Source organism: Ruegeria sp. CDSB113 (assembly GCF_059611045.1).
The window spans coordinates 293,220-319,323 of record NZ_JBXWOU010000003.1 but is presented as its reverse complement, the minus strand read 5'-3'; the positions used below and the strand labels follow the sequence as shown (position 1 = coordinate 319,323).

The following is a 26,104-nucleotide window of genomic DNA, read 5'->3' as shown; positions in this document are numbered from 1 at the left end:
CGTTTATCCATCCTTGTCGGTCCGAAACCATGATTCCGGGTCCACGGGGCTATTATTCTGTCTTACCTCTATATAGAGCGTTTCTGACCGGTCAGTTCCAGTGCCATCACTGCTTGTTGACAAAATTGCGCCGATTTCGGGCGATTCACCCGGCATCAAACCTACCGGAGTACCTTCGGGGATCACCTCGCCCATGTCTCCGTAAACATCTTGAAGGCCCGCAAACACGAACAACAATCCCGGTTGCGGCTCGAGGATCATGACGTTCCCGAGCTCAAGCAAGGGTCCACGATACCGGATCGTTGCCGCGGTTGGCGCTGTAACAATCGCCCGCGGACGGGTTGCCAGAACCACACCGGGGCGCGTCACACCAGCCGCGTCAGTCTCGTCCGCGCGGTGCAAAACAACGCCTTGGGTCGGCAATTCAATCCGCCCCTTGCGGTCAGAGACATCTGCGTCCGTTTCGGCTATTTCGCCTTCCGAGATTTCGGACAATCCGCTGGCAAAGCCGTCCAACGTCTCGGTTGATGAAATCAGGATGGCGGTGCGCACTGGATCTTCGACAAAGCGACGCGGCAAATCCGTGCGGTCGGCGATGGCTTCGCTTAGACTGGTGCGCGCGTTTTGCACACCGGTTAACCCTTCGACCAGGGTATCCGCAGCACTTTGCTGCAGTTTCCGAAGGGTCTGAACCTCTTGCAGATCATGGGCCAGTGCCTGCGCGCGCGCGTTCAGGCCGGGAGTAACTTCGGACAGCATCATGCCCGCCCGCGCGGAACCCAAGGGACCAGACGGATGCAGCATCAGAACGGGTGGTGCCGTGGTCTCAATGGTCTGCAGCACGCCCAATAGCTGCGCAACCTCCTGTTCCCGCGACCGCAATTCTGCCGTCAGCTGCGCCTCGCGGGTCGCTGCCATGCGCAACCCGTCACGCATCGCCGAAAGCCCGGCCTCATAAGCCTGGATAGTTTCGGTCAGGGCGCGCACGCGGTCGCGGGCACCATCCGCTTCGGTCAGGTTGATCGAGGCCTGTTCCAGCATGCGCGCCGCATTCAATGCCGCGGTGGACGGATCATTCTGCGCGCTGGCAGGCGACGCAAGACACATCGCAAAGATAAGCGCGCGCATCCTCATGATAGCAGGCTCTGCCCCGTCATCTCAGGCGGTTGCTCAAGACCCATCAGGTCCAGCAACGTCGGGGCCAGATCGGAAAGGCGGCCGTTTCGCAGCGATGCATCTTTTGGTCCAGCTACCAGCGCCACGGGAACCGGGTTCAGAGTATGCGCGGTGTGCGGCCCGCCGGTTTCGGGGTCAACCATGACCTCGCAATTGCCGTGATCCGCAGTGACGATCATCGCGCCACCGACCTTGTTCAGCGCCGCGACAACCTGTGACAAGCCCTGATCGACGGCCTCACATGCCTTGATAGCAGCTTGCAGATCGCCCGTGTGACCAACCATGTCCGGGTTGGCATAGTTGGTGATGATCAAGTCGTATCCGGCCTCGATCGCCTCGACAAACTTCGCCGTCACCTCGGCCGAAGACATCTCGGGCTGTAGGTCATATGTCGCCACCTTGGGCGACTTCGGCATAAACCGGTCTTCGCCTTCCTCGGGCGTTTCCTTGCCACCATTGAGGAAGAAGGTAACGTGGGGGTATTTTTCGGTCTCGGCCAGACGGAACTGACGCAACCCTTTCTTGGCAACCCACTCACCCAAAGTGTTCACGATTTTCCGCTTGGGGAACACGGTTGTCATATAGTCGTTGTGTCCATCGGAATATTCGACCATCCCCAACAGGGCGGAAAGTTGTGGACGCGGGCCGGTGTCGAATTCATCGAAGTTGGGCTCGCCAATTGCACGCAAGATTTCACGGGCGCGGTCCGCTCGGAAATTCAGGCAGAAAACCCCGTCACCATCGTGAATGCCGTCGTAGCCTTCCAGAACAGTGGGAGCGATGAATTCATCGGTTTCAGACTGGTTATATGCGTGGTCCACAGCGCCATGGGCGGTTGTGGCTGCCCGACCCTGGCCTTTGACCATCGCATCATAAGCCTCGCTGACGCGTTCCCAGCGGTTGTCCCGATCCATTGCAAAATACCGCCCGCAAACCGTGACGATATGCGCCCCGTCGGGCAAACGATCTTCAAGCTCTGACAGGTAGGTAAATGCCGATTTCGGAGCGACGTCGCGCCCGTCCGTCATGGCGTGCAACGCCACCGGAACGCCCGCATCGGTGATCGCCTTGGCAGCAGCGACGATGTGGTTCAAATGGCCGTGGACACCACCGTCCGAGACCAAACCCATCAGATGCGCCGTTCCGCCTGCTGCCTTCACCTTTGCGATGAAGGTCTGCAATGCGGCATTGTCGAAAAAGCTGCCGTCTTCAATCGCCAGGTCAATCTGCCCCAGATCCATCGCAACAACGCGGCCCGCGCCAATATTGGTGTGGCCTACCTCGGAGTTACCCATCTGGCCGCTGGGCAAGCCGGCATCAGGGCCATGTGTAATTATGGTCGCATGCGGCCCATTGGTCATGATCGCATCAAAGGTCGGAGTATTTGCAAGATACGGCGCGTTAGACCGTGTGTCTTCGGACAGGCCCCAACCATCAAGAATGCACAGGACGACGGGTTTGGGGGCGGTCATTGCGGCTCTCCGGATTTCTGCTCTGGTCGGTCTTGTATCGCCTGCCCTCGGGCAATTGAACCGTATTTTGCGCGCGGTTGTGCAGATTTAATACTTAATCCGCTCAACCCTTGATTATCAAATCCGTATAGGGACGCACCTTGCGACCGCGATACTTGACGGTCAGGTCCAGCGGCGCATCGTTTTCATCATAGACCCCGACCACGATCCCCCTGCCCCGGCTTTTGCTCCGCATCTCAATCAACTGCTGTTCCGACCGAGTCGTGCGCTGCGACTGGCGGCGTGTCCAAACGAACAGGTGGTCGTACATTTTGGCAATAATATCGGCGTGATCGGCACTGTTCCCCAGATCGACAAGCTCGTTAGGGTCATTTTCCAGATCAAACAGGATAGGCCGATGGCCGCCTTCGCAGTGGATCAGCTTCCATTTTTTGTTGGCCGCCATGAACATGACTGCGTCCCGGACAGAGGCATTCAGCATGTCTGCAATTGGTGATGCAGAGTAATCGTACTCACAAATTACCACATCGCGGGGTGTTTCATTCTGCTGCCCATGCAGGATCGGAAGCAAGGAGTGCCCCTCAAGGATATGCCCTGCGATCTCACCGCCCGCCACATCCACAAATGTCGGAGCAAGGTCGATGGATTCAATCAGCGCTTCGCTGACGGTGCCGCGCGTTCCGTCCGCTTCGAGTGACGGGTCAAAGATGATCAGGGGCACCTTGGTTGAGGCGTCCTGAAAGAACGTTTTCTCGCCCATCCAGTGATCGCCCAGAAAATCGCCGTGATCGGATGTCAGCACGATCATCGTGTCCTCCATCCGGCCGGTTTTCTCCATCCAATCAAACAGTCGCCCCATCTGGTCATCGGCCTGTTTGATCAGCCCCATATAGGCCGGGATCACCGCATCCCGCACATCCTGCCGCGAGAATGTCTGCCCGACTTTAGTATCCATGAATGCCTTGAGCACCGGATGCGCATTCTGACGTTCCGCGTCGGAGCGCACAACCGGCAGAACATGTTCCGGCCCGTACATCGAGGCATAAGGTTCCGGCACGATGTATGGCCAATGCGGCTTGATAAAGCTCAGATGACAGCACCACGGGCCATCATGGGTCTCCATGAATTTGATGCCACGTCCGGTCAGATAAGGGGTTTCGCTGTCCTCTTCCGCTATGTTGGCCGCCTCGGTCGAGTTCTTCAAAAACCAGCCGGACAGGACATTGCCGTCCTCATCCAGACCCGAATTGGCAAAGTCGTGCCAGGGATTGTCACTCTCATACCCTTTTGCAGCCAGATGCTTGTTGTATTCCTTCGCACCATCGGGATCATAAAAACCGTCGAGCCCTTCGGGCAGCATACCGTCATCGCGTTCATATACATCAAACCCGCATTCCGCGACGCGCGCGCCAATCAGACTGTCGGGCTCCAACCCCAGCCGCTCCATGCCTTCCGCATCTGCGCGCATATGGGTCTTGCCGACCAACCAGCAGTCCATGCCTGCCTTGCGCAGGTGATCCCCCATCGTGATTTCACCAACTTTTAGCGGAATGCCATTCCATGAGGCCCCGTGTGAATGCACGTAGCGGCCGGTATAAGTCGACATGCGCGAGCTGCCGCAAATAGGGGACTGGATATAGGCCCGGTCAAAGCACACACCCTTGGACGCCAGCCGGTCAATGTTGGGGGTGTGCAAATGCGGATGCCCGTAACAGCTGAGGTAATCCCAGCGCAGCTGATCGAACATGATAAACAGGATGTTTTTGGCTTTGGCCAAACCCGCGCCCTCCCCCAAGATGCCTCAGGGGTCTATTTAGCCATTACCATCACTATAGCGAAGCGCAATCTGCGCTTAAGCCTGACGCTCCATCTGCTCAAGCATCTTTTTGGCGCGTTTGCATTGCAACTGATCACGCAAGGGCGAATTGGGATCGACATCCTTTTTGCAGACCACGCACTTGTCCGCTCCCGAGATTGCGTTCAGACCACCACAGCTGCCTTTGATCGTCTTGCCCATCAGCATGACACCCAGCGACATGCCAACTACGATGATCAAAAGCAGAAAAAAGGCTATGATAAAGGTGCTCATCCCGGTTCCTACCTGTCAGTTGGTGCCCAGTGCGTCTTTGAACGCGGTGCTGTGAACCGTAATATAGGCATCATCGCCGCCTGTCACATCCCGCGAGATGAAATACACGGCAAGTTTATGTTCTTCAGCCAGTTCCAGGCCCTTATCCTGACCCAGCGCCAGCATTGCCGTCGCCCAGGCATCCGCCATCATCGCATTTTCGGCCAGAACCGTGACCGAGGTCGTGCGATGCGTGATCGGACGACCTGTTGTCGGGTCGATGATATGCGAATACCGCACGCCGTCCTGTTCAAAGAAATTCTTGTAGTCGCCCGACGTGGCCATACCGAGGTTGTCCAGCTCAACTACCAACTGCAGGTTTTGGGCCCCTACTTCGGGCTTTTCGATCCCGATCCGCCAGGCCTCACCCTTGTCGTTCTGGCCCATGGTGACGAGATCACCACCGATCTCGACCATATAGTTTTCTATCCCAGCGTCGCGCAGCGTCGCAGCCACCGCGTCGATGCCATATCCTTTGGCGATTGCTGACAGGTTGATGCCCACGCCAGCATCTGATTTGGCCAAAGTTCCGTTGTCGCTGTCCAACATCAGCAAGCGTTCCTGACCAACGCTTTCCAACGCCGCCTGTATCTCGGCATCTGATGGCACCGGATCTTCTGGCTTGCGCGGACCAAAGCCCCACAGTTCGATCAGCGGGCCAAGCGTTACGTCGAACGTGCCGCCCGATTTATCGTGCACGTCATTTGCTGCACCTAAAACCAGCGCAAATTCTTCGGAAACTTCGGTGGGTTCCGTGCTGGACGACGCCGAAAATGTCGAAACCTCTGAGTTGGGGTCCCAGTTGGACATCTTGGCGTTCACGTCTGCCAGCGTCTCTTCGACGGCAGAGCCCAATGCAGTCTCATCAACATCCGTGCCGATAGCGGTGATGTTGAACGTGGTACCCATGGTCTCACCGGACAGGCGCACAACCTCGGGTTCTTTGTCAAAGAGACATCCGGAAACAAGTGTTGCAACAGCCAGAACAGGCAAAAGGCGCATCGAGAGACCTCCAGAGGAAAACCGTGCCCGGCATATGCCAGCGGCCCCTTGCAGAGTCAAACCGACTTCACAGCTTTAGCGGCAGGAAGCCCAACATAAGTAGCCCAATGCCGGCCGGCACACCGAACAACCAGGCTTTCTTTTGCCAGCCAACCGGCTGCTGTTTCCAGGCCATTCTAAAGTTATGCCCGCATACGACCACGGCAAAGAAAATCAGCACTGCGACTGGCGGGGTAAGGTACAGGTCAGACAACAGGCTGGATATCCTTGTTTAGCGGCAGTTTTCCCCGGTTTGGGCATTTGCACCCTATACAGGCCGCATTGCTGCGGTAAGGTGTAAGGGAAGCCATCTCAAAAATAAGAGGAGATTGCCAATGGCCCCAACCTCATATCAGCCCCCTACCCGCGGCGACAAGACCGATACAAGCACGCATAGCCAATCGGTTGAATCCAATCTGTCGCACTCGCAGACGACGGTGGCAAAACTGCTTGCGGGTAAAGGGGATGCTGTATTTGCGGTGCGCCCGAACGACACGATCCATTCGGTCGTGAATACCCTCAGTGAAAAGCGGATTGGTGCCGTGGTCGTGACCGACCAGAACGGCACTCTTCAGGGTATTCTGTCCGAACGCGACATCGTTCGGCGCATGGCTGACACGCCCGGCCAGACCCTGCCACAATCAGTCGAAGATTTGATGACGCGCGAGGTCAAGACATGTTCACCAGACGATTTGTTGAATGATGTCCTGAAAACCATGACCGAAGGACGTTTTCGCCACATGCCCGTTGTTGGCGACGGCAAACTGCGCGGCGTAGTCACAATCGGTGACGTTGTTCATTTCCGGCTGAAAGAGCTGGAGTATGAAGCGTTACGTATGAAACAAATGATCGTAGGCTGATCCTTCCGGCAGAAATCCCTTGACCTTGGCTGACTGACAGTATCCTTGATGCCAAAATTGGTTCGGTTATAGGTCGAGGGTAAAATGAAGCGCGTTCTGGTAACAGGTACAGCAGGATTCATCGGGTTCCATCTTGCAAAACTGTTGCTTTCGGAAGGGTTCCGGGTGCACGGCTATGACGGGATGACCGATTACTATGATGTCGCGCTAAAAAACCGCCGGCATCAGATGCTACTGCAAAACCCTGGGTTTTCCGTCACCGAGGATTTGTTGGAAAATCACGAAAAGCTCAAACAGGTTGGTGATGAGTTTGAGCCTGACGTGATTGTGCACCTCGCTGGTCAGGCAGGCGTGCGCTACAGCCTGGAGGATCCGCGCAGCTATATCGACTCGAATATTGTGGGCACATTCAACGTGATGGAGGTTGCCCGCGAACATAAGGTTGAACACCTGTTGATGGCATCCACCTCGTCGGTCTATGGCGCGAATGAGGTGATGCCCTTCACCGAGGTCGAAAAGGCCGACACGCCTCTGACCATCTATTCAGCTACCAAAAAGGCCAACGAGGCCATGGGTCATTCCTACGCGCATCTTTGGAACCTGCCCACAACGATGTTCCGGTTCTTTACCGTTTATGGCACCTGGGGGCGCCCGGACCTGGCGCTTTACAAGTTTGTGGATGCCATTCTGGATGACCGCCCGATCGATATCTACAACCATGGCGACATGTATCGCGATTTTACCAATGTGGATGATCTTGTCCGCGGGATCAGGTTGCTAATTGACAGCCCGCCCGTGCGCCCCGACAGCGCGGATGACATCGAAGAAGGTGACAGCCTTTCGCCCGTGGCGCCCTGGCGCGTCGTTAATATCGGTAACGGCGACAAAGTGCGCCTGATGGATTTTGTCGAGGCCATCGAAGAAGCAGTCGGTAAGAAAGCAATCAGAAACTATATGCCCATACAGATGGGTGACGTCCCGGCCACCTGGGCCGATACCGATCTGTTGCAGCGGTTAACCGGGTATCGTCCACAAACCGATTTCAAAGTCGGGATTGCCCAGTTCGTGGAATGGTTCCGCGACTATCACGGAAAATGAGCTGATTTCCTAAATGTTCGAAACAAACCCCAATTCCCGTAAAATTGCCGTCATCGGCTTGGGTTATGTCGGCCTGCCACTGGCAGTGGCGTTTGCCGGGGTGGGCCCGGTCATTGGGTTTGATATCAATGCCAAACGCATTGACGCGTTGCGCGAGGGGCGTGACAACACTCAGGAAGTTGACCCCAATGATCTGAGCGCTGCGACGGGTTTGACCTTTACTTCGGAACCTTCCGATCTGGCGGGATGTGATACCTTTATCGTGACGGTTCCAACGCCAATCACGGCAGGCAAACAACCGGATTTGTCGCCCTTGTTGAGTGCGTCCGAGACGGTCGGACGTGTTTTGAAGAAGGGTGACTTGGTAATTTACGAATCCACAGTCTATCCCGGTGCAACCGAGGAAGACTGTGTGCCTGTTCTTGAACGGGTTTCAGGACTTTCATTCAACACGGATTTCTTTGCTGGATACAGCCCAGAGCGGATCAATCCCGGTGACAAGGCTCATCGGATTTCTGACATATGCAAAGTGACCTCGGGCTCGACACCCGAAGTTTCCGATCTGGTAGATGCGCTTTATGGCCGGATTATCGCTGCGGGTACGCACAAAGCGGAAAGCATCCGCGTGGCCGAAGCCGCGAAAGTTATCGAGAACACACAACGCGACCTGAACATCGCGCTGGTCAATGAATTGGCGATGATTTTTGGGCGCCTGGGTATTGATACCGATGCCGTTTTGCGCGCAGCGGGCACCAAGTGGAATTTTTTGCCCTTCCGTCCTGGCTTGGTCGGAGGTCACTGCATCGGCGTCGACCCTTATTACCTGACACATAAGGCAGAGGCGGTCGGCCATCATCCACAGATCATTCTGGCCGGCCGACGCCTGAACGACAGCATGGGCGGCTATGTCGTGTCGCAACTGGTAAAGCGGATGACCCGTGTCGGGATTGACGTCGGATCGGCGCGCGTGTTGGTCATGGGGCTGACATTCAAGGAAAACTGTCCGGATCTGCGCAACACCAGGGTCGTCGACATCATAGACGAACTGAAGGATTACGGTATTGAGGTCGATGTGCATGACCCGCACGCCGATGCCTCCGAAGCACAGTTCGAGTATGGCATTCCCCTTGTCGACACCCCTAAGGAACACGCCTATGACGGCATCGTTTTAGCCGTCGCACATCGAGAGTTTTTGGATGTCAAACCCGCGCAAATCAGAGCGTACGGAAAAGACACAAGCGTGGTCTTCGACGTCAAGTCGGTCCTACCGATAGAGGCCAGCGACCTTCGCCTTTGAGCACAAAAGAAAACCGGCGCTTATGAGCGCCGGTTCTTTGTTTCTTACCCGCCGAAATCGTCGAGCATAATGTCTTCGCGGTCCACGCCCATATCCAGCAGCATGTTGATGACCGACTGGTTCATGATTGGCGGGCCACACATATAGAACTCACAGTCCTCAGGCGCAGGGTGGTTCTTGAGATATTCTTCGAACAGAACATTGTGGATAAAGCCGGTGTAGCCTTTCCAATCGTCCTCTGGCTGCGCATCCGACAGGGCCACGTGCCATTCGAAGTTGTCGAATTCCTCAGCCAGAGTGTCAAAATCCTCGACAAAGAACATCTCTTTCTTGGACCGTGCGCCGTACCAGAAGCTAATTTTGCGGTCGCGATTTTCCAGACGCTTGAGCTGGTCGAAGATGTGACTGCGCATGGGCGCCATACCGGCGCCACCGCCGATAAAGACCATCTCTTTCTGGGTGTCGCGGGCAAAGAATTCGCCAAACGGGCCCGAGATGGTGACCTTGTCACCCGGTTTCAGGTTGAAGATGTAAGACGACATCTGTCCCGCAGGGATACCTTCGGAGCCAGGAGGTGGCGAGGCAACGCGGACGTTCAGCATGATCATGCCTTTTTCGTCCGGGTAGTTGGCCATTGAATACGCGCGCTCGATTGGTTCGTTCACAACAGATTCATACTGCCACAGATTGAAGCGGTCCCAATCTTCGCGGTATTCCTCTTCCACGTCGAAATCAGTGTATTTCAACGCATGCGCAGGGGCTTCGATCTGGATGTATCCGCCAGCGCGGAAGTTCACGTCCTCCCCTTCGGGCAGATCCAGAGTCAGCGCCTTGATGAAGGTTGCCACGTTTTCGTTCGAGCGAACCGTGCATTCCCATTTCTTGACGCCAAAGACCTCTTCGGGAACTTCGATGTTCATGTCCTGCTTGACCGCAACCTGACAGGACAGGCGGTCGCCGCAAGACGCTTCGCGCTTGGTGATATGGCTTTCTTCAGTCGGCAGGATCGAACCACCACCTGAATGCACACGTACGCGGCACTGCGCACAGGTGCCACCACCGCCGCAGGCAGATGGCACAAACAGCTTTTCGGCCGCCAGTGTCTGTAGCAATTTGCCACCTGCGGGCACAGAAATGGTTTTTTCGCCGTTGATTGTGATGTTCACATCGCCAGTCGATACCAGTTTCGAACGGGCGGCCATGATGAGGGCCACCAAAGCGACAACGATCAGGGTGAAAAGGACGACGCCCAAGCTAAAAGTTTCCATTCGTCCCTCCTTACAGCTTCACGCCCGAGAAAGACATGAAGGCCATCGCCATCAGTCCCGCGGTGATGAAGGTGATGCCAAGACCCTGCAAGCCATCCGGAATATCCGAGTATTTCAGCTTTTCACGAACGCCCGCCATCGCAGTGATCGCCAGTGCCCAGCCAAAGCCCGAAGACACACCGTACGTGGCTGCTTCGGCAAAGTTATAGTCACGCTCGACCATGAACAGCGATCCACCCAGAATGGCGCAGTTCACTGTGATAAGCGGCAGGAAGATCCCAAGCGCGTTGTAAAGCGGCGGGAAATACTTATCGAGAACCATCTCAAGGATCTGCACCATCGCCGCGATCACGCCAATATAGGAAATCAGGCCAAGGAAGGTCAGGTCCACATCAGGGAAACCCGCCCAGGCCAACGCACCGGGCTTCAGCAGATAGCTGAGCAGCAGGTTGTTGGTGGGAACGGTGATCGCCTGAACGACCATGACCGAGATGCCAAGACCCAGCGCGGTCGAGATCTTCTTGGACACGGCGATGAAGGTACACATCCCGAGGAAGAAGCTGAGCGCGAGGTTTTCAACAAAGATGGCCTTCACGGCCAGTGAAATCAGACCTTCCATCAGTGGGCCTCTACCTGCTGAATTTTGTATTCACGTTCTTCGACCTGGTTCGGTTTCCATGTGCGGAAGGCCCAGATGATCAGACCGATGATAAAGAACGCCGACGGCGGCAGTAGCAGCATGCCGTTGGGCACGTACCAGCCACCATTGTTAACGGTTTCCAGAATGGTAACGCCAAACAGCGACCCGTTGCCGAACAGTTCGCGAATGAAGCCAACAAGCAGCAGGATCAGACCGTAGCCCATTCCGTTGCCCAGGCCGTCAATGAAGGACGCGACGGGCGGGTTCTTCATCGCAAATGCTTCGGCGCGGCCCATCACGATACAGTTGGTGATGATCAGGCCGACAAAAACCGACAAGGTTTTGGAAATCTCAAAGGCGTAAGCCTTGAGAACCTGATCCACCAGGATCACCAGCGAGGCGATGATCACCATCTGTACGATGATCCGGATCGAGCCCGGGATCTGGTTGCGCAGGCATGAGATGAAGAAGGACGAGAACGAGGTCACGAAGGTAACCGCCAGCGCCATCACGAAGGACACCTGCAACGAAGAGGTCACCGCCAGCGCCGAACAGATACCCAGCACCTGCAGTGTGATCGGGTTGTTGTCGACAAGCGGGTCGACCAGCATCTCTCTCTTGGTCTGGGACATCAGAACTCTCCTGCTTGCAGTTTGGCCAGGAACGGAGCGAAGCCCGCATCACCCATCCAGAATTTCACCAGGTTATCAACGCCAACCGAGGTCAGCGTGGCACCGGCCAGCGCATCTACATAAAAGTCGGGACCAGCGGCAGGTTGCGACTTGGATACTGTGATCTGCAGATCACCGGCATCGTCCCGCAGCTTCTTGCCGTTCCACAACGCTTTCCAACGCGGATTGTCCACCTCGGCGCCAAGACCGGGGGTTTCGCCGTGCTGGTAGAATTGCAGGCCGTAGATATCGTTGCCGTTGTTCTCCAGCGCGATAAAGCCATAGAGCGTCGACCACAGACCATAGCCGTGCAGCGGCAGGATCACCTTGTCCAACTCGCCGGATTCGTCGCGCAGCAGGTAGACAACACGGTACAACGCCTTGCGACCGATACCAGCCGGGTCATCGTCCAGCGCGACGCTCAGCTCTGGATCGCTTGCGGCGGCCAGATCGTCGAATGTTGCGGGATCGAACCGGTCGTCGACGAACTCACCGGTCGAAAGTTCAACAACGTGCGGCTCGAATGCGTCGAACGCCTCAGACACGTCGGTGCCGGGTTCATAAACACCAGCAACCTGCAGAACGTTGATCTGCTTGTCCTTCAGCGCGTTGGCTTCCTGGACCGGGCGCAGGCTAACGGCTGCGGCTGACACAACCATCGAGGCCACCAGACAAACGGCGACGGCGATAAAGATCGTTTTACCGACCGAGTCCGGCGAGGCCGCCAGAAACTTGGCAATCGCGCCCTTGGGTTGTGGGGATTGCGTATCAGACATGGCGACGCGCCCTCCGTTTAATGTTTGCCTGAACGACGAAGTAGTCGATCAGCGGTGCAAAGACGTTACCGAACAGGATTGCCAGCATCATGCCTTCGGGGAAAGCGGGGTTCACCACACGGATCAACACAACCATGATACCGATCAGAGCACCGTAGATATAACGGCCCATGTTGGTATGGCTGGCTGAAACGGGCTCGGTCACCATGAAAGCCAGACCGAAAGCGTAACCGCCGACGACGACGTGCCAGTACCATGGCATCGCGAACATCGGGTTTGTATCCGACCCAATGAGGTTGAACAGCAGCGTCAGGCCTATGGTCCCAGCCAGACAGCCGACAATCAGTCGGAAATTGGCGATGCGGGTCGTCAGTAGGAATGCCAGGCCGATCATACAGGCCAGCGTTGATGTCTCACCAAAGCTGCCTTGCATCTGACCCAGAAACGCATTCCACCATGTCAGCCCCTCGGTGGCCAACGCCTGATATCCTTCTGAGGCAGAAACAGACAGTGCTGTTGCGCCTGAAAAGCCGTCAACCGGAGTCCAGACCGTGTCACCCGACATGTTCGCCGGATAGGCAAAGTACAGGAACGCACGACCGACGAGTGCTGGGTTCAGGAAGTTCTTGCCAGTGCCGCCAAAGACTTCTTTACCGATCACCACCCCGAAGATAATGCCCAACGCAACCTGCCAAAGCGGCGTAGATGCGGGCATGATCAGCGTGTAAAGCATTGAGGTTACAAGGAAACCCTCATTCACCTCATGGCCGCGAACAGTCGCAAAGATGACCTCGAAGATACCGCCCGCAACCAGAGTGACGATGTAAATCGGCAGGAAATACATCATCCCGTGCATCACATTGGCAAAGATGCTGGCGGGGTTCAGCGAGATGCCGAACATCTGCAGGATGGCGATCCGCCAGCCAGTGGCTGAATCGGGTCCAAGCGCGGCAATGGCCGAGTTAGCCTGAAAGCCGGTATTGTACATTCCCCACAGGATACAGGGGATCGTGGCGATCACGACATAGGTCATGATCCGCTTCATATCCACGTAGGACCGCGCATGGGGTGCAACGGAGGTTACGGTTTTCGGAGTGTAGATAAAGCTTTCGACCATCTCATAGATGGGGAAATACTTCTCGTACTTGCCGCCTTTGGTAAAGTTCGGCTCGATCCGGTCAAAGAAGTTGCGCAAACCCATTCGGATCAGCCCTCCTTTTCAATCTTTGTAAGGCAGTCGCGCAGCGCTAGCCCATATTCATATTTCGCCGGACAGGCAAAGCCGACAAGGCCCAAATCCTCTTCGTCCAACTCGAGCGCACCCAGCGCCTGTGCGGAATCCGTGTCCATCACCAGCAATGCGCGCAGCAGTTGCGTCGGCAAATAGTCCTGCGGCATCAACTGTTCAAACGTACCGGTCGGAACCATCGCACGGCGTCCACCATTCAGGTTAGACGTGAATGCAAACATTTTCTTTGCAAAAGCCGAACCTAAAACGGGCTGAACCGCATATTTCGACGGCATCGGAAGAATCCAACCCAGCGTGTGCTGATCATGATCTTCGCGAATGATGCTGATCTGCCGCGCAAAACGGCCCAGATAGGCTTGTGGCCCTTCGGCGTGACGGCCCGACAGGATCGAGCCCGAGATTACGCGGGCAGTCCCATCTACATTGATTTCGTCGCGGGTCAGGTCATCGGTCGATGCCCCCATGACAGTGCGGATCAGGCGGGGTTGACGCGCGCCGGGTCCTGAAAGGGCAACCACGATGTTCGGATCCAGATGGCCCGTTTGCATCAGACGGCCAATCGCGATGACATCCTGATAGCCGATCGTCCAAACCTGCTTTTCGCCGGCCAGCGGCTCAAGGAAGTGGATGTGTGTCCCAGCCAGACCTGCGGGGTGCGGTCCGGAAAATGCTGCGGCCTCAACACCCGGAACGTCGGCGCCCGGCAGGGTTGCGCCCTCATTTTGGCACAGATACGTCTTGCCCTCGGTCAGCTTGGCAACTGCGCTCAGGCCGACAGCAAAGGCGTCACCTGCATCCTGGATAATGATCGCGGCATCAGCGGCCAAAGGCTCACTATCCATTGCTGTCACGAAAATTGCCGTGGGCTTGGTACCCGGTGCGGGCATCTTGGAATAGGGCCGTGTGCGGAAAGCGGTCCACAGGCCAGCCGCACATAGACGTTCGGTCACGCCCTCGGCGGTATCGGCGTTGCCCACAGCCGAGAAATCCAGACCTGTGTCGTTGGCGTCCGAGACTTCGATCACGACGCTCTGCAACACCCGACGCGCACCACGGTTGATGGCCACGATCTTGCCGCTGAGCGGGGCGACCATCATCGCCTCGGGCACGTCCTTGTGGCAAAACAACGGTGTGCCCCGCTGAACCTCTTCACCCTCTTGAACCAGCATGCGCGGTTTCAGGCCCAGATAATCAGCCCCCAAAACCCCGACAGACCTGAATTCAGGACCCGGTTGGATTGTCTGCTCTGGCGCGCCTTGCACCGGCAGCTCCAACCCTTTTTTCAGTTTGAAAGTTTGCATGTCGCTACTGTCTTCCAAGCCTCTTTCCTGCAACACATCGTTCCCACCACTGCATAGTGGCACAAAACGATCTGCATGTGGGAGCTTGAGAGCAAAAAAGGCGCATGGCACCTGTTTTCATTCCAAGCTTCGTTTTGATCACGGTCCCTTTACGCGGGGATGGTGCCAAACGCAAACCCGTTGCCGCCTAAATTGCCGATATTTTGTCAATTTAACTTGAAGGGCTGCATTTTGGACCTGTTGAAATTGCATATCGCACCCGCAACGCTTCCGGTGTAAGCACCCGGGATGGAACCAAACAACGATTTTGAGATTTTTCTGGTGGCAACGCCCGGCCTCGAAGCCCCGCTGCATGCCGAAGCGGTCGAGCAGGGATTCGCAGATGCAATGCCCGGACCCGGCGGCGTCACCTATCGCGGAGGCTGGCCTGAAGTCTGGCGCGCGAACCTGTGTCTGCGCGGCGCGAACAAAGTTCTGGTGCGATTAGGTGGGTTTCCCGCAGTTCATTTGGCACAACTGGATAAACGGGCCCGAAAATTTCCCTGGGCCGATTTTTTGCGCCCCGATGTGCCGGTCAAAGTCGAAGCGACAAGTCGCAAATCCCGAATCTATCATGCAGGGGCCGCCCGGCAACGTATCGAAGTGGCGATTTCAGAAACTTTGGGTGCGCCTGTTTCATCTGATGCAGCCGTGCGCGTCCTGCTGCGCATCGAAAAGGACCTGTGCACATTTTCGATCGACAGTTCCGGCGAGCCTTTGCACAAACGCGGCCACAAACCGGCTGTCGCCAAAGCGCCGATGCGCGAAACGATGGCGGCAATGTTCCTCCGAGAGTGCGGATTTGATGGGTCCGAGCCAGTTCTGGACCCGATGTGCGGCTCTGGCACCTTTGTCATTGAAGCCGCCGAAATCGCGCTGGGGCTGCGCCCCGGCCGTACACGCAACTTTGCCTTTGAAAATCTGCCAAGTTTTGACCCCAACGCCTGGTCCTCGATGCGCGAGCAACATCCTTTGGTCAAACCGGACGCGGTTTTTCATGGCTCGGACCGCAATAGCGGAGCGATTGAGGCCTCGACCAAAAATGCTGACCGCGCCGGGGTTGCCGATCTCACCATGTTTCAGACGCGCTCGGTTAGCGACATAAAACCCCCGTCGGATGCCGCAGGTCTTGTTATTGTCAATCCACCTTATGGTGCCCGGATCGGGGATGAAAAACGCCTGCGATCCGTTTACGGCAGCTTGGGCAAGGTACTGCAAACCAAGTTCAAGGGCTGGCGTGTCGGCATCGTGACCAGCAACGCAGGCTTGGCTCGATCCACCCGTCTGCCACTGTTGCCGCCCGGGCCAATTGTGGACCATGGTGGCACCAAAATCCGACTGTATCAAACTGGTGTTCTGACCTGACCTGATGTTCGGAAACGACGAACGCAATTCGCACAAACGACACGGAAAGCCCCTTGCACATCCAAAAATGCGAGTATAAATCACGCGCCACGGTCGGAGTGTAGCTCAGCCTGGTAGAGCACTGTCTTCGGGAGGCAGGGGTCGGAGGTTCGAATCCTCTCACTCCGACCAATAAAACAAGGCGCCCAATGGCGCCTTTTTTGTTTTCTTGGGATCGGCCGCAACGATATCCGCAACGTTTCGTTCGATAGATGTGCCCAGTTCGTTCACTACCGGCATCCACCAACTATCGAATTAGCGCTTCATATCTTCCAGTCCATTATTCCCGCTGCGTTCTTAAGCGCATCTGGGCTGTAGGACCGATAGACGTTTTCCAGGGTTTCGCGCGAGGTCGCAAAATAGGCCGTGGCGTCCTCCAGTGTCATGCCGTGCATGAACGCCCAGGTAACCGCTGTGTGCTTTAGGGTGTGCGGCGTCACATCCTTTAGACCGGCCCGCTGGACGGCCGCTCGAAAGGCCTTGTCGATCCGATCTAACGGCGCCCCGTTAAACGACACTACGTGGCTCCCCTCCTGGGCCCAAGTCTTCATCTCCGTGTGGAGCGTGCCAGGCATCTTGACCATTCCCTTGCGCTTCTTGGTCTCGGCCTCGGCCTTGCCAAGGAAATGGATCACCCCGCTGTCAAGATCGACCCAGCCGCTATCAAGGGAGGGCATCCACTTCAGCCGTGTGATCGCGGTCTTCCGACGTCCGGTGTATAGCGCGATCTTGATGAACCGCTGGACGTGAGAAGCAGAGGCTTCCAGCAGGCGCTGGATCTCCTCCTCGGTCAGCCAGCGGTCATTGGCGACTCCCTTCTCAGGCAGGGTTACGATCGGTGCATGGCTGATCCTGCGCGACGCCAGGGCGTATTTGACAGCGGCGTTCAGTGTGTTCATCTCGCGCCGGACGGTCCATGCGGCGCACCGCCTCCAGGCAGTATAGCCCCGGCACCTGTCGATGTCGATCTGGGACACCTTGAGGTCGCTCCAGTAGGGCGACAGTGCCTGTATCGTGTAGAGCAGGCGGTCCCTGTCGCGGACCACCTTTACCTTAGCCTCGCCGTAGTGCACCAAGATCTCGCCGACGGTGATCTCGCTCGGGTCGCGGACGCGATTATCTTGCCGCTTCTTACTGGCGATGTAATTGCTCAGGACTTCTTCCGCTGCCTCATGAAATCCATCACCAAAGCCTGTCCGGATCTGCTGTCCTCCGTCCAGGATGACCCAAGCGCCATCGTCTTTGCGTTGGAAGAGCCGGGCAGGTTTGCGCTTACGTGGCATGTCTTTGTGAACCTCTTCAATTCCTCGCGGGTCATGTAGTAGCGCTTGCCGAGGCGAACCGCGTGGATCTCGCCCTGGTGAATCATGGTCCGAACCGTTCTCAGGGTGATCGTGCGATGTAAGGCGGCCGCGAATTCCTCGATCGTGAGGAGTGCTTCGTCACTACTCAATACGTAACCGCCCGGAGGGTTGTATCCACAACCCAGATGCAAGGGTGGTATTCAGCCATCGAAGTTTCGGACACGGGCGCCAATTTCATGATCTGCGTACGCATTGCCGGGAGGTTCCTTTTTCGTGTGATCAATAAGCCTATAGCAAGCACAACGTCGGATGCGCATTGTAGATCGGAGAAAAATCATAAGCTATTGATATATTTCGAAAGAAATTTCTAGATAGTGCCGCACTCCACTATTTCCGATAGTGATTTCGACAACCACGGGCCAACTACATGTTCAGGCCGCCGCTCCCTAGCGGGCTTCCCGCTCCGACCTCTGCGTCCGACTAAAACAAGGCTGCGCAACTAAGATGATCCTCTAGCCGATGTTTCAATCCACGCTGCTTGGACTACGCGGCTACTGATCATCATCAACAATAGCTATCCTGTTTTTCTGCACACTCTTCGAGAACAAGTTCGATCCAGCGGTCGCCGGTAGTCGATGCCCTCCTTTTTTAGTAAGTGCGGACTAGATATGTCCACGCGATGTTGGCCGTCACGATGAACAATTTGGCACGGAAGGTAGGGTCGATTGAATTGATGAGGTGAACAGCAGCGATCAAGGCCTCATTATTTTCCATTCCAATAGAAGGGTAGTCTTAGAACACGGCAGAGAACCGTTTTGTTAAGAAAGAGCACCCACCACTGGATGTTCACTTCGACATGTCACAAAGTTTAAGTCAAAAAAATTTCGCAACAAGCCGCAAGTCGACAGCCGCAGCGCTATAAAGGAGATGCGCGCGAACTTAGTCGCACACAATAAATAAAGTTGAAAGGAATCCTATATGGACGCCGCACCCAACCGCCTTGGCGGAACAATAGATGTTGGCAAACTGACTGCTCTCAACATCGATCTCAAAGAGAATATCTCTGGAGAAAATCACGATTTCATCGACAAGGGCACAGTGTTTTTCTTGCTGAAATCGATGGCCGATGAGCTTAATGGCGACAAGGATGCACCGGAGCTTGTCAGTTGCCTTCTGGGTATAACCAATGAGTTGCTCCAGGTGCTTGAAAACCATGAGTCAATTCATGTAACGCCCACCAAAATCGACGGAACAAAATCCGTTACCGAAATCCCGTTGTTTCCGCCGCAGATTCCGCCTTTGCCCCCGCTTACCGCACTGCGTCAGCTTTCTCGTGAAGATCAGGTTCGCTTTCTCGACAAGCGTGCCAGTGATTTAATGCGCGAAATTGAAGGTCTGCGTTTAGGTTACTATGAGGCACCGGATTACCGGCAGGCCTATCGAATGATCGAGCAGGCTCGTCGCCGATTTCGCAAGTTGCGCGACACCGCCATGAAGCTGGGTCACTGGACTGATGGACGCTGGAACGCAGGTTCTGAAGAGACCCACCTCGTCTGATCTGGCGCAAGCCACCTCCCACCCAACCCAAGCACAAAGACATGACCGGGATTTCGACCGCAAGGTCGGTCCCGGCACGAAAGAGATATGTCAAATGACAATGGATCAACACAAACTGAGGCTAAACAAGCTTCATCGCATGCTCACGCTTATACCGACAAAATACCGCGCGCTCGAGGCCGAAGTGATGCCGACCAAATGGCCGGAGTATCGTTTTCTTACACCTTTTGATGCCACGAAGCAGTTCCATCGTGCCTACATCGAAGCGTACAGGAATTACTATCGCGAGAACATCGACGCGACCGCTGCATCCGACATTAAGGTCGGTTTCAAGTTGAACTTTTTCAAACGGAGCTCCGATCTGACTCAGCTCAATGATGCACGTCTGAAGGCCGATCGGATCGGATTGCCGTATCCTGCTTACTTGGAGTTCGCATTCAAGTTCGCGTCGGCGCGTAAACGCAAATATCCACCGCAGCCAAATCAGCTTTGGCCTGGCGAGAAGAAACGCGATGCCTATCTGACCAAGATAGTGGAGTTCTGGAGTGATGACCGCCATGGCCTCGAATTGAACCGGATGAAGGGTATGCCCCAGTACGCATATTTTTCCCACCAAAGCCTTCCGGCGCAGCATCAATTTCGTAAAGAAATGCTCGATTTGGTCAGTCGCGGCGTATTTTCGATAGAAGGGTTTGTTGCCAAGCACGTGATCGAGCGCCAGTACTTCCGTGCCGTTGACTGTAACTTCCTTGGGGAAAAAGCCGTCGAGAGTGCTGAACGCAAAGCACGAGAAGACGTAGCCAACGGCTTCCTTAAACCCGTTGAGCTCAAGACGCCTAAAAGCGAGGAGTTCTACCAGAGTTGTTTTGGTGTGCCTGGGGTAGTCACGTCTGACAATCCTATTTGCTCATTCTGTACGCAACGTGGAAATTGTGAGCTGGCGCGCCAGGCGGTCATCTCGAAAACCCTTTCAGAAACGGGCTTCGCGGATCCGATTGCCGAGGCCGATAGGCGGGCAAACCGGAGGCGCGTGAACGAATATCGCGCTCGCCAGCGTGCACTGAAGTTAGAAGCCAACGCTGCCCCGAAGTTGGAGGTTGCGGTGTAATGGCCCCCTTGCGTCAGACATAGTGTAAGAGAAATGAAGTTAAATATTAGGGGAGCGTTACACCTTCCGGAGATCAAGAAACTCCTCCGGGTATGTAATGCCCCCCTAATTAATTACTTTCTCCGGAACATTCCTCCTGAAGTGTAACCTGTCACAAGGGGGGCATTACACCTTAATTTCCATGAACGCAGAGCCGACCATCAATCGTCTGGTTGGTTTGTCCCTAAGACGCCCAAGATACGCTCGGCCAGACTCGCCCGTTGGCCAGGATTCTCAACCCCAAACCTGCAGAAGACCTAACCTCATGAATGCTATCAATTTCACTATGTCCGGCCAACAGCTCTCAGCGCTTGACTGCGTTGGCTCCTGGCTGAAGAACGATGCCAAGACAAATAAGATCTTCCGGCTCTTCGGATATGCTGGCACCGGCAAGACGACAATCGCGCGACATCTGGCCAGCGGTTTGAATGGAAGGGTTGTTTACGCAGCCTTCACTGGCAAAGCGGCTATGATGATGCAGCGCAACGGCTGCGAGGGTGCTTCCACCATCCACAGTCTGATCTACAAGTTTGTTCAGGGACCGGATGGCAAATTCAGTTTCCACCTCGATCCGGATAGTGCAGCAGCGGATGCGGACTTAATTGTGCTCGATGAGTGCTCAATGGTTGATGTGAACTTAGCCAGTGACATTATGTCATTCGGAACTCCTATCCTCGCACTTGGTGATCCTGCCCAACTGCCGCCGGTGGCCGGAGAGGGCTATTTTTTCACCAACGCCAAGCCTGACGCCATACTGACCGAAATCCACCGTCAGGCCAAAGACAGCCCGGTCTTACAACTGGCGACAGACATTCGTGAAGGGAAACCGTTGAAATATGGTGCCTATGGGAACAGCCGTGTGGTGCCGGACGGGAGTCTTGAGATTGATGAGATACTGAATGCGGACCAGCTCCTTGCCGGTAGGAACGTCACTCGTTCCCACTACAACGAAGAAATCCGCAGGGCCTTGGGACGCACCAGCGACCTGCCTGAGATTGGCGACCGCCTTGTGTGTCAGCACAATGACCATGGCCTTGGTATCGTCAATGGAGGCATGTTCACGGTCGTCTCTGAGCCGAAGAAGTCCCGGTTTTCGGGGACTTTGTCGTTGGAACTGAAATCGTGCGACTTCCCGGATCATGAAAACTACCGCGTACGTGTGCATCCGGAGTTTTTTACTGACGACGAAGAGAGATTGGCGGACAAGGAACGGAAAAATTCTCAGCAGTTTAAGTATGGCTACGCTTTGACAGTTCATAAAGCCCAAGGCAGCCAGTGGGACCACGTGATTATAGAGGACGAAAGTCACATCTTCGACAAATATGCGAGGAATTGGCTCTATACCGCAGTTACACGGGCTTCTGAATGCGTGACTCTGGTTACACGCCTCTAGGATATTTCCATACTAAAGGCGTCATTGGGCAGGGTTTCTCTGCCCAATGATAAAGTTTTCGTCTCTATTCGGCGCTCCTTGGTCAAGCGCCTTCGAGCAATTATTAACAGCGGGACTTCAGGTCTTTCGCGGGCCCTTGCTTCTCTTCGGGATCAGCTTGCTGGCCCTCCCATCCTGGGATCAGAAGAGTGAAGCGGTCCAATCTGACTCGCGGCCTAGCAGTCATGATACTGTCGGATCTGAACCCGTTGCGAACTCGCCTCAGCTCGAGACGCAGCACCTACCGAAGACCGAAGCTGGAATTTGGGCACAATCCGAATACGCCATCTGACTCTATATAATGGGAGCATTGGGCCTCACAGTCGTGTTGGCGCCAGAATGCATCCCCTTCGCCTCCAAAGGCTAATTCTAGGACATCGCTGATATCCGACGGGCGGAAAGCTGACACTCGCCGCGCTTGCCAAATGGATCGTCGATTCCCAGAAACCGGACGTTCGGATCAACCAACCATGAGAGAATTTTAGACGGGCGTCTGGCAGGAGTGCAATTTTAATACGCAACAAAGATCAGCTGCTTTAGTATGTGCGGCCAATCAATGAAGCAGTTTCGGCGCAGATCGAAACCGTCAGTTGTCACTTAATTGAGGCAAGTTTGGTTTGGATGACGAACTTGGTTACCGGGTCAATTTCATCGTTTTGAAGCAAATACGCAAATTGGGTATCCAAGCGCGTTTCATTCCAATTGTGCATGGCAATCGCAATCTCCAAAGCCGACCTGGGATATCGTGATCGGACAATTTGTCTGGCCTTGTTATCGTCGGCCTGGAGGCCCAGCAATCGGATCGCAACCGGAACGAAGCTCATGCGAGCGAGGCTGTCGAACTCACGCAATAACTCTTCTGTAGCAACCGTGTTGTGCAACATTTGGATACTTCCGTACGGCGCTCGGTCGATTTCGATCAGGGCAGTATCTCTGAGCACCCGATCTTCTTGCGAAAGGTATCGGGCAAAAAACGCAACGCGCGCATTGGATGCCGTAGTGCGGCCCTGCCACAGCTCGGCTTCGGTCCAAAGCGCTTCCAAGAATTTTTCGCGCTCGGGGGTCAGCGTGAATATCCTTGTCCACTTGCGTGACAAGCCGCGTCCGGCACCATCCTTGGCAACGGTTCCGTAAGTCAGCAGAACTGACATCTCGGGGTCAGCGCGGAAGGCAGCGCGGGTTGTGCTGTCGATCAAGAATGGAATTTCAGGAAATCTCTCCAGATCGTCCGATGTGCCTTTAATGATCTGACGCGGGGCAAACTTGAATGGATTGTCCTGCGCTGGTCCTGCCATGACGACGACGTCGGCCGTGATCAAATGATCCGCAAGTGAGGCCTCGGGCAGCGTGACGCACACTTGGCACGCCAAAGCCGAACGCGGATCAAATAGTCCAAAACAGAAGATCGAAATAAGTATGAAAACCCGAGAAAAGGCCGGGGGCAGCTTATTCCAAGATTGGCTACGGTTATGACATGCAGCAGCACGCATCACTCTATTCCTCGACCACGCGCCGCAACCCGTCCAAATCGACTAAGACGGTGCGACCATATTCCAGACGTATCAGGCCTTCGGTTGCCATTTCCCCCAAATAAACAGAGATCTTGGACAGGGCGATGTTCGACAGGTCCGCAAGTTCCTGCTGGCTGGCAACAACGGTGTCTGTCGGTTCAGCGCCCTGCAAAACGCCACGCCATCCGCCCAATCGCAAAAGCGCGGCAGCGATGCGTTTTCGGGTATTTCGTTGTGCAAGGTCGTTGGCCGCGGACATGGCCAGCAGTTGGTTCATCGAACTGAGGCGGGCAAATGCCTCCCACAGATCAGGGCGCGCATTTGCCAGTGGCCGAAATCGGGAATACGCGATCCTGACCAGTCTGACATCGCCTGCTGCCTTCATCTCAACCAAACCGTCAACATCAAGCAACAACTCTGATTCACCAAACCAGGCACCAGGGTGGTGGATATGACCCAGGACCGGCTCCATTTCTGTCAGTGTGAGACGGACCTGAACCTTTCCCGAAACAGTTCCGTAAAGCGAATTCTGGGGCCCGCCAATTGCGTAAATCGTTTCCTTATCCTTGTACGCAACGATTTCCGAAATCTGCTCGAGTTTTTCTAAGCTTCCTTGAGATACGCCTGCTAGCCACGCTGAAGAAAAGATAGGGTAAAATGCATCTTTAGATTTCTTCTTCATCGCAATTACCCCATTTGGGAAAGTATTTTGAAAACTGTTCTGTTAGCTTTGCCCAATAACGTTCACGTTACAATGACATAGTTACCTGATAATAAACGATATTATGGGGGCATTAGGCATGTATTCCGCTCAGAATTCTCGTGGGCTTCTATTCTCGACTTCTGCGATCAGTTGCGTTGCTGTAACTTGCATTGCAGGCATAATAGCACATTCGGCTATGGCGCAGGATGCGCCCAATGTTGCGCCAGATCGGGCTGAATATTCACCATACCCGGAACAGAGTTTTCCCAATCAGGTCTTCTTTGGCGACACCCACCTGCACACGTCCTATTCTTGGGATGCCGGGCTGGTTTTTAACAAACTGTCGCCCGCGGACGCCTATAAGTTCGCTAAGGGCGAAACGGTGGTTGCGTCCACTGGGATTCCCGCCAGATTGCAGAGACCACTCGACTGGTTGGTGGTATCCGATCATTCCGACGGTCTTGGCATCGCGCCGCTGCTGACACGCGCTGATCCGACATTGTTGGAAGACCCCCTGGGCGCAGAACTTTACGAACTGGTCAGTCAGAAGACGATTGAGAGCACCCAGGCTGCGTACAACCTTTGGCTCGGCCGCGCGTATGAAGGCACGAACCATCTGGCTTCGGATCAAAATGTGCCCAAGGTTCCGTGGGAAGAGATCATCGATGCCGCTGAAGAGGCCTACGTACCCGGTCATTTTACCGCCTTCATTGGATATGAATGGAGTTCGGCCCCGGACGGCAACAACCTGCACCGAGTAGTTGTCTATCGGGACGGCAAGGAAGAGGCCAACACCCGTATCCCGCTGTCCAATGAGCTCAGCAATGATCCCGAGGCGCTGTGGGACTGGATGGAGGAATACCAGTCGGAAACCGGTGGCCAGCTTCTGGCCATCCCACATAATGGAAACCTGTCCAACGGGTTGATGTTCGACGATAAACGGTTCTCTGGAGAGCCCCTGTCTGCCGGATATGCCGAGCGTCGGCAGCGTCTGGAGCCTCTTTATGAAGTAACTCAAATGAAAGGGGACGGAGAAACCCACCCAGCCTTGTCCCCTGATGACGCCTTCGCTGATTTCGAAACATGGGACAAAGGCAGTTTCGGAACCGAAGTCAAAACACCGGAAATGCTGCCCCGCGAATATGCGCGCTCCGCCTATCGTTTGGGTCTCCAACATCAGGCCGCGCTTGGCGCGAACCCGTTTAAGTTTGGGATGATCGGGTCCACGGATGCGCACACGTCTCTGTCCACTTCGCGGGAAGAGAACTTCTTTGGCAAGATCACGGCTCTTGAGCCTTCGGCCCATGAGATGCGGTTTAACGAGGCCATCACCGGCCGGCTTGGCGATGAGGCCAACCAGATCAAAGCATGGGAAACCTCTGCCTCGGGCCTCGCCGCTGTCTGGGCTCGTGAAAACACGCGCGAGGCCATCTTTGACGCGATGATGCGGCGTGAAGTCTTTGCGACCACCGGAACACGCATGCGGGTCCGGGTCTTTGCGGGATACGATTTTGAAGAGTCCGACCTGCAGCGTTCCGATTTCGATGTTCACGGCTATGAAAACGGAGTTCCGATGGGCGCGGATTTAGTCGCCTCGGGCGATGATCGTGCGCCGCGTTTTTTGGTGCGGGCCCTGCGTGATCCAGATGGGGCTAATCTGGACCGCATCCAGATCGTCAAAGGTTGGATGAATGCTGACGGCACAACCACCGAGCGGGTGTTCGACATTGCCTGCGGCGGGCGCGAGTTGGTTGACGGGGACTGCGATGGTCCTGTCGGTGATACGGTGGATCAGGAAACAGCCACCTGGACCAACGATATCGGTCAGGCCATTCTTGCAGGCTTCTGGGAAGACCCGGATTTCGATCTCGCGCAATCGGCGTTCTATTACGTTCGCGTGCTTGAGATTCCATCGCCGCGCTGGACGACCTTTGACGCCAAGTTCTTTGGGACCGAACTGCCCGAGGGTGCTCCGGTTTCGATCCAGGAACGCGCCTACACTTCGCCCATCTGGTACACGCCATCCTGAG

The 26,104-nt window shown here is 55.4% G+C and carries 23 protein-coding genes, 1 tRNA gene and 1 pseudogene; 9 read left to right on the top strand and 16 right to left on the bottom strand.

Annotated features, from left to right (window positions below; translation table 11 throughout):
* Positions 1-3 precede the first annotated feature (3 nt).
* The 5 genes from AC2FIS_RS08235 to AC2FIS_RS08215 all read right to left on the bottom strand — a co-directional run bounded on the left by AC2FIS_RS08235 (position 4) and on the right by AC2FIS_RS08215 (position 5,778).
* Positions 4-1,134 carry a murein hydrolase activator EnvC family protein gene (locus tag AC2FIS_RS08235; RefSeq protein WP_496772790.1) on the bottom strand — a complete coding sequence of 377 codons (1,131 nt, stop codon included), beginning with the start codon at positions 1,132-1,134 and terminating at the stop codon, positions 4-6.
* Entirely contained in the window at positions 1,131-2,648 is a 1,518-nt protein-coding gene (gene gpmI, locus AC2FIS_RS08230) for a 2,3-bisphosphoglycerate-independent phosphoglycerate mutase (protein WP_496772789.1), read from the bottom strand. The genes AC2FIS_RS08235 and gpmI overlap by 4 nt, the downstream gene beginning before the upstream one ends.
* 103 nt (positions 2,649-2,751) lie before the next feature.
* Positions 2,752-4,425 carry a sulfatase-like hydrolase/transferase gene (locus tag AC2FIS_RS08225; RefSeq protein WP_496772787.1) on the bottom strand — a complete coding sequence of 558 codons (1,674 nt, stop codon included), beginning with the start codon at positions 4,423-4,425 and terminating at the stop codon, positions 2,752-2,754.
* Positions 4,426-4,500: 75 nt separating this feature from the next.
* Positions 4,501-4,737, bottom strand: coding sequence for a (Na+)-NQR maturation NqrM (nqrM, locus tag AC2FIS_RS08220; RefSeq protein ID WP_058272093.1), 237 nt, complete (start codon positions 4,735-4,737; stop codon positions 4,501-4,503).
* Between the two features lie 15 nt (positions 4,738-4,752).
* Entirely contained in the window at positions 4,753-5,778 is a 1,026-nt protein-coding gene (locus tag AC2FIS_RS08215; RefSeq protein WP_496772785.1) for an FAD:protein FMN transferase, read from the bottom strand.
* Between the two features lie 374 nt (positions 5,779-6,152).
* Here AC2FIS_RS08215 and AC2FIS_RS08210 point away from each other — a divergent pair, with 374 nt between their 5' ends.
* The 3 genes from AC2FIS_RS08210 (at position 6,153) to tviB (ending at position 9,072) form a co-directional block, all read left to right on the top strand.
* Positions 6,153-6,677 (top strand): CBS domain-containing protein, encoded by a 525-nt coding sequence (locus AC2FIS_RS08210; protein WP_058277144.1) that lies wholly within the window; start codon positions 6,153-6,155, stop codon positions 6,675-6,677.
* 84 nt (positions 6,678-6,761) lie between these two features.
* Positions 6,762-7,775, top strand: coding sequence for an NAD-dependent epimerase/dehydratase family protein (locus AC2FIS_RS08205; protein ID WP_496772784.1), 1,014 nt, complete (start codon positions 6,762-6,764; stop codon positions 7,773-7,775).
* A 13-nt stretch (positions 7,776-7,788) separates the two neighbouring features.
* Positions 7,789-9,072: a Vi polysaccharide biosynthesis UDP-N-acetylglucosamine C-6 dehydrogenase TviB gene (tviB, locus tag AC2FIS_RS08200; protein WP_496772783.1), complete on the top strand. Its 1,284-nt coding sequence runs from the start codon at positions 7,789-7,791 to the stop codon at positions 9,070-9,072.
* 44 nt (positions 9,073-9,116) lie between these two features.
* Here the strand turns inward: tviB and nqrF are convergent, their stop codons facing one another.
* From nqrF to AC2FIS_RS08170, 6 genes are read right to left on the bottom strand one after another with little or no spacing between them, the layout of a single operon-like run.
* The gene (gene nqrF / locus AC2FIS_RS08195) at positions 9,117-10,340 is read right to left on the bottom strand and encodes an NADH:ubiquinone reductase (Na(+)-transporting) subunit F (RefSeq protein WP_496772782.1); all 1,224 of its coding nucleotides are present in this window, start codon (positions 10,338-10,340) and stop codon (positions 9,117-9,119) included.
* 10 nt (positions 10,341-10,350) lie between these two features.
* Complete coding sequence (gene nqrE, locus AC2FIS_RS08190; protein ID WP_058272100.1) at positions 10,351-10,959, bottom strand: NADH:ubiquinone reductase (Na(+)-transporting) subunit E; 609 nt, start codon at positions 10,957-10,959, stop codon at positions 10,351-10,353.
* The gene (locus AC2FIS_RS08185; protein WP_058272101.1) at positions 10,959-11,612 is read right to left on the bottom strand and encodes an NADH:ubiquinone reductase (Na(+)-transporting) subunit D; all 654 of its coding nucleotides are present in this window, start codon (positions 11,610-11,612) and stop codon (positions 10,959-10,961) included. The genes nqrE and AC2FIS_RS08185 overlap by 1 nt, the downstream gene beginning before the upstream one ends.
* Entirely contained in the window at positions 11,612-12,427 is an 816-nt protein-coding gene (locus AC2FIS_RS08180) for a Na(+)-translocating NADH-quinone reductase subunit C (protein WP_496772781.1), read from the bottom strand. Before AC2FIS_RS08180 ends, AC2FIS_RS08185 begins: the two co-directional genes overlap by 1 nt.
* Positions 12,420-13,628 carry an NADH:ubiquinone reductase (Na(+)-transporting) subunit B gene (locus AC2FIS_RS08175; RefSeq protein WP_496721584.1) on the bottom strand — a complete coding sequence of 403 codons (1,209 nt, stop codon included), beginning with the start codon at positions 13,626-13,628 and terminating at the stop codon, positions 12,420-12,422. Before AC2FIS_RS08175 ends, AC2FIS_RS08180 begins: the two co-directional genes overlap by 8 nt.
* A 5-nt stretch (positions 13,629-13,633) precedes the next feature.
* Complete coding sequence (locus AC2FIS_RS08170) at positions 13,634-14,977, bottom strand: Na(+)-translocating NADH-quinone reductase subunit A (protein ID WP_496772780.1); 1,344 nt, start codon at positions 14,975-14,977, stop codon at positions 13,634-13,636.
* A gap of 288 nt (positions 14,978-15,265) precedes the next feature.
* Here AC2FIS_RS08170 and AC2FIS_RS08165 point away from each other — a divergent pair, with 288 nt between their 5' ends.
* The gene (locus AC2FIS_RS08165; protein WP_496772778.1) at positions 15,266-16,381 is read left to right on the top strand and encodes a THUMP domain-containing class I SAM-dependent RNA methyltransferase; all 1,116 of its coding nucleotides are present in this window, start codon (positions 15,266-15,268) and stop codon (positions 16,379-16,381) included.
* 94 nt (positions 16,382-16,475) lie between these two features.
* Positions 16,476-16,552 (top strand) — tRNA-Pro (locus AC2FIS_RS08160).
* Positions 16,553-16,683: 131 nt separating this feature from the next.
* Here AC2FIS_RS08160 and AC2FIS_RS08155 read toward each other — a convergent pair.
* The 3 genes and pseudogenes from AC2FIS_RS08155 to AC2FIS_RS08145 all read right to left on the bottom strand — a co-directional run bounded on the left by AC2FIS_RS08155 (position 16,684) and on the right by AC2FIS_RS08145 (position 18,498).
* Positions 16,684-17,703: a tyrosine-type recombinase/integrase gene (locus AC2FIS_RS08155; protein ID WP_496772777.1), complete on the bottom strand. Its 1,020-nt coding sequence runs from the start codon at positions 17,701-17,703 to the stop codon at positions 16,684-16,686.
* A 14-nt stretch (positions 17,704-17,717) separates the two neighbouring features.
* Positions 17,718-17,873: pseudogene (locus AC2FIS_RS08150) on the bottom strand (helix-turn-helix domain-containing protein); the annotation flags it as partial.
* A gap of 499 nt (positions 17,874-18,372) precedes the next feature.
* Positions 18,373-18,498, bottom strand: coding sequence for a DUF3644 domain-containing protein (locus tag AC2FIS_RS08145; RefSeq protein WP_425079684.1), 126 nt, complete (start codon positions 18,496-18,498; stop codon positions 18,373-18,375).
* A 204-nt stretch (positions 18,499-18,702) separates the two neighbouring features.
* Here AC2FIS_RS08145 and AC2FIS_RS08140 point away from each other — a divergent pair, with 204 nt between their 5' ends.
* The 3 genes from AC2FIS_RS08140 to AC2FIS_RS08130 all read left to right on the top strand — a co-directional run bounded on the left by AC2FIS_RS08140 (position 18,703) and on the right by AC2FIS_RS08130 (position 21,821).
* Positions 18,703-19,281, top strand: coding sequence for a hypothetical protein (locus AC2FIS_RS08140; protein WP_496668111.1), 579 nt, complete (start codon positions 18,703-18,705; stop codon positions 19,279-19,281).
* The gene (locus tag AC2FIS_RS08135) at positions 19,238-20,389 is read left to right on the top strand and encodes a hypothetical protein (protein ID WP_496772776.1); all 1,152 of its coding nucleotides are present in this window, start codon (positions 19,238-19,240) and stop codon (positions 20,387-20,389) included. The genes AC2FIS_RS08140 and AC2FIS_RS08135 overlap by 44 nt, the downstream gene beginning before the upstream one ends.
* A gap of 304 nt (positions 20,390-20,693) precedes the next feature.
* Entirely contained in the window at positions 20,694-21,821 is a 1,128-nt protein-coding gene (locus AC2FIS_RS08130) for an ATP-dependent DNA helicase (RefSeq protein ID WP_496668115.1), read from the top strand.
* Positions 21,822-22,453: 632 nt separating this feature from the next.
* Here the strand turns inward: AC2FIS_RS08130 and AC2FIS_RS08125 are convergent.
* Together AC2FIS_RS08125 and AC2FIS_RS08120 are read right to left on the bottom strand one after the other, a co-directional pair.
* Complete coding sequence (locus AC2FIS_RS08125; RefSeq protein ID WP_496772775.1) at positions 22,454-23,155, bottom strand: hypothetical protein; 702 nt, start codon at positions 23,153-23,155, stop codon at positions 22,454-22,456.
* Between the two features lie 199 nt (positions 23,156-23,354).
* Positions 23,355-24,053, bottom strand: a complete 699-nt coding sequence (locus tag AC2FIS_RS08120; RefSeq protein WP_298855257.1) for a Crp/Fnr family transcriptional regulator — start codon at positions 24,051-24,053, stop codon at positions 23,355-23,357.
* A 217-nt stretch (positions 24,054-24,270) separates the two neighbouring features.
* Here AC2FIS_RS08120 and AC2FIS_RS08115 point away from each other — a divergent pair, with 217 nt between their 5' ends.
* Entirely contained in the window at positions 24,271-26,103 is a 1,833-nt protein-coding gene (locus AC2FIS_RS08115) for a DUF3604 domain-containing protein (protein WP_496721578.1), read from the top strand.
* Position 26,104 lies beyond the last annotated feature (1 nt).

Coding starts and splice junctions, on each gene's coding strand:
- nqrE (WP_058272100.1), bottom strand. CDS start 10,959: ATGGAAGGTCTGATTTCACTGGCCGTGAAGGCCATCTTTGTTGAAAAC.
- AC2FIS_RS08180 (WP_496772781.1), bottom strand. CDS start 12,427: ATGTCTGATACGCAATCCCCACAACCCAAGGGCGCGATTGCCAAGTTT.
- AC2FIS_RS08235 (WP_496772790.1), bottom strand. CDS start 1,134: ATGAGGATGCGCGCGCTTATCTTTGCGATGTGTCTTGCGTCGCCTGCC.
- AC2FIS_RS08170 (WP_496772780.1), bottom strand. CDS start 14,977: ATGCAAACTTTCAAACTGAAAAAAGGGTTGGAGCTGCCGGTGCAAGGC.
- tviB (WP_496772783.1), top strand. CDS start 7,789: ATGTTCGAAACAAACCCCAATTCCCGTAAAATTGCCGTCATCGGCTTG.
- AC2FIS_RS08165 (WP_496772778.1), top strand. CDS start 15,266: ATGGAACCAAACAACGATTTTGAGATTTTTCTGGTGGCAACGCCCGGC.
- AC2FIS_RS08155 (WP_496772777.1), bottom strand. CDS start 17,703: ATGCCACGTAAGCGCAAACCTGCCCGGCTCTTCCAACGCAAAGACGAT.
- AC2FIS_RS08140 (WP_496668111.1), top strand. CDS start 18,703: ATGGACGCCGCACCCAACCGCCTTGGCGGAACAATAGATGTTGGCAAA.
- AC2FIS_RS08135 (WP_496772776.1), top strand. CDS start 19,238: ATGGACGCTGGAACGCAGGTTCTGAAGAGACCCACCTCGTCTGATCTG.
- gpmI (WP_496772789.1), bottom strand. CDS start 2,648: ATGACCGCCCCCAAACCCGTCGTCCTGTGCATTCTTGATGGTTGGGGC.
- AC2FIS_RS08205 (WP_496772784.1), top strand. CDS start 6,762: ATGAAGCGCGTTCTGGTAACAGGTACAGCAGGATTCATCGGGTTCCAT.
- AC2FIS_RS08125 (WP_496772775.1), bottom strand. CDS start 23,155: ATGGCAGGACCAGCGCAGGACAATCCATTCAAGTTTGCCCCGCGTCAG.
- AC2FIS_RS08130 (WP_496668115.1), top strand. CDS start 20,694: ATGAATGCTATCAATTTCACTATGTCCGGCCAACAGCTCTCAGCGCTT.
- AC2FIS_RS08215 (WP_496772785.1), bottom strand. CDS start 5,778: ATGCGCCTTTTGCCTGTTCTGGCTGTTGCAACACTTGTTTCCGGATGT.
- nqrF (WP_496772782.1), bottom strand. CDS start 10,340: ATGGAAACTTTTAGCTTGGGCGTCGTCCTTTTCACCCTGATCGTTGTC.
- AC2FIS_RS08210 (WP_058277144.1), top strand. CDS start 6,153: ATGGCCCCAACCTCATATCAGCCCCCTACCCGCGGCGACAAGACCGAT.
- AC2FIS_RS08145 (WP_425079684.1), bottom strand. CDS start 18,498: ATGGAAAATAATGAGGCCTTGATCGCTGCTGTTCACCTCATCAATTCA.
- AC2FIS_RS08185 (WP_058272101.1), bottom strand. CDS start 11,612: ATGTCCCAGACCAAGAGAGAGATGCTGGTCGACCCGCTTGTCGACAAC.
- AC2FIS_RS08115 (WP_496721578.1), top strand. CDS start 24,271: ATGGCGCAGGATGCGCCCAATGTTGCGCCAGATCGGGCTGAATATTCA.
- nqrM (WP_058272093.1), bottom strand. CDS start 4,737: ATGAGCACCTTTATCATAGCCTTTTTTCTGCTTTTGATCATCGTAGTT.
- AC2FIS_RS08120 (WP_298855257.1), bottom strand. CDS start 24,053: ATGAAGAAGAAATCTAAAGATGCATTTTACCCTATCTTTTCTTCAGCG.
- AC2FIS_RS08175 (WP_496721584.1), bottom strand. CDS start 13,628: ATGGGTTTGCGCAACTTCTTTGACCGGATCGAGCCGAACTTTACCAAA.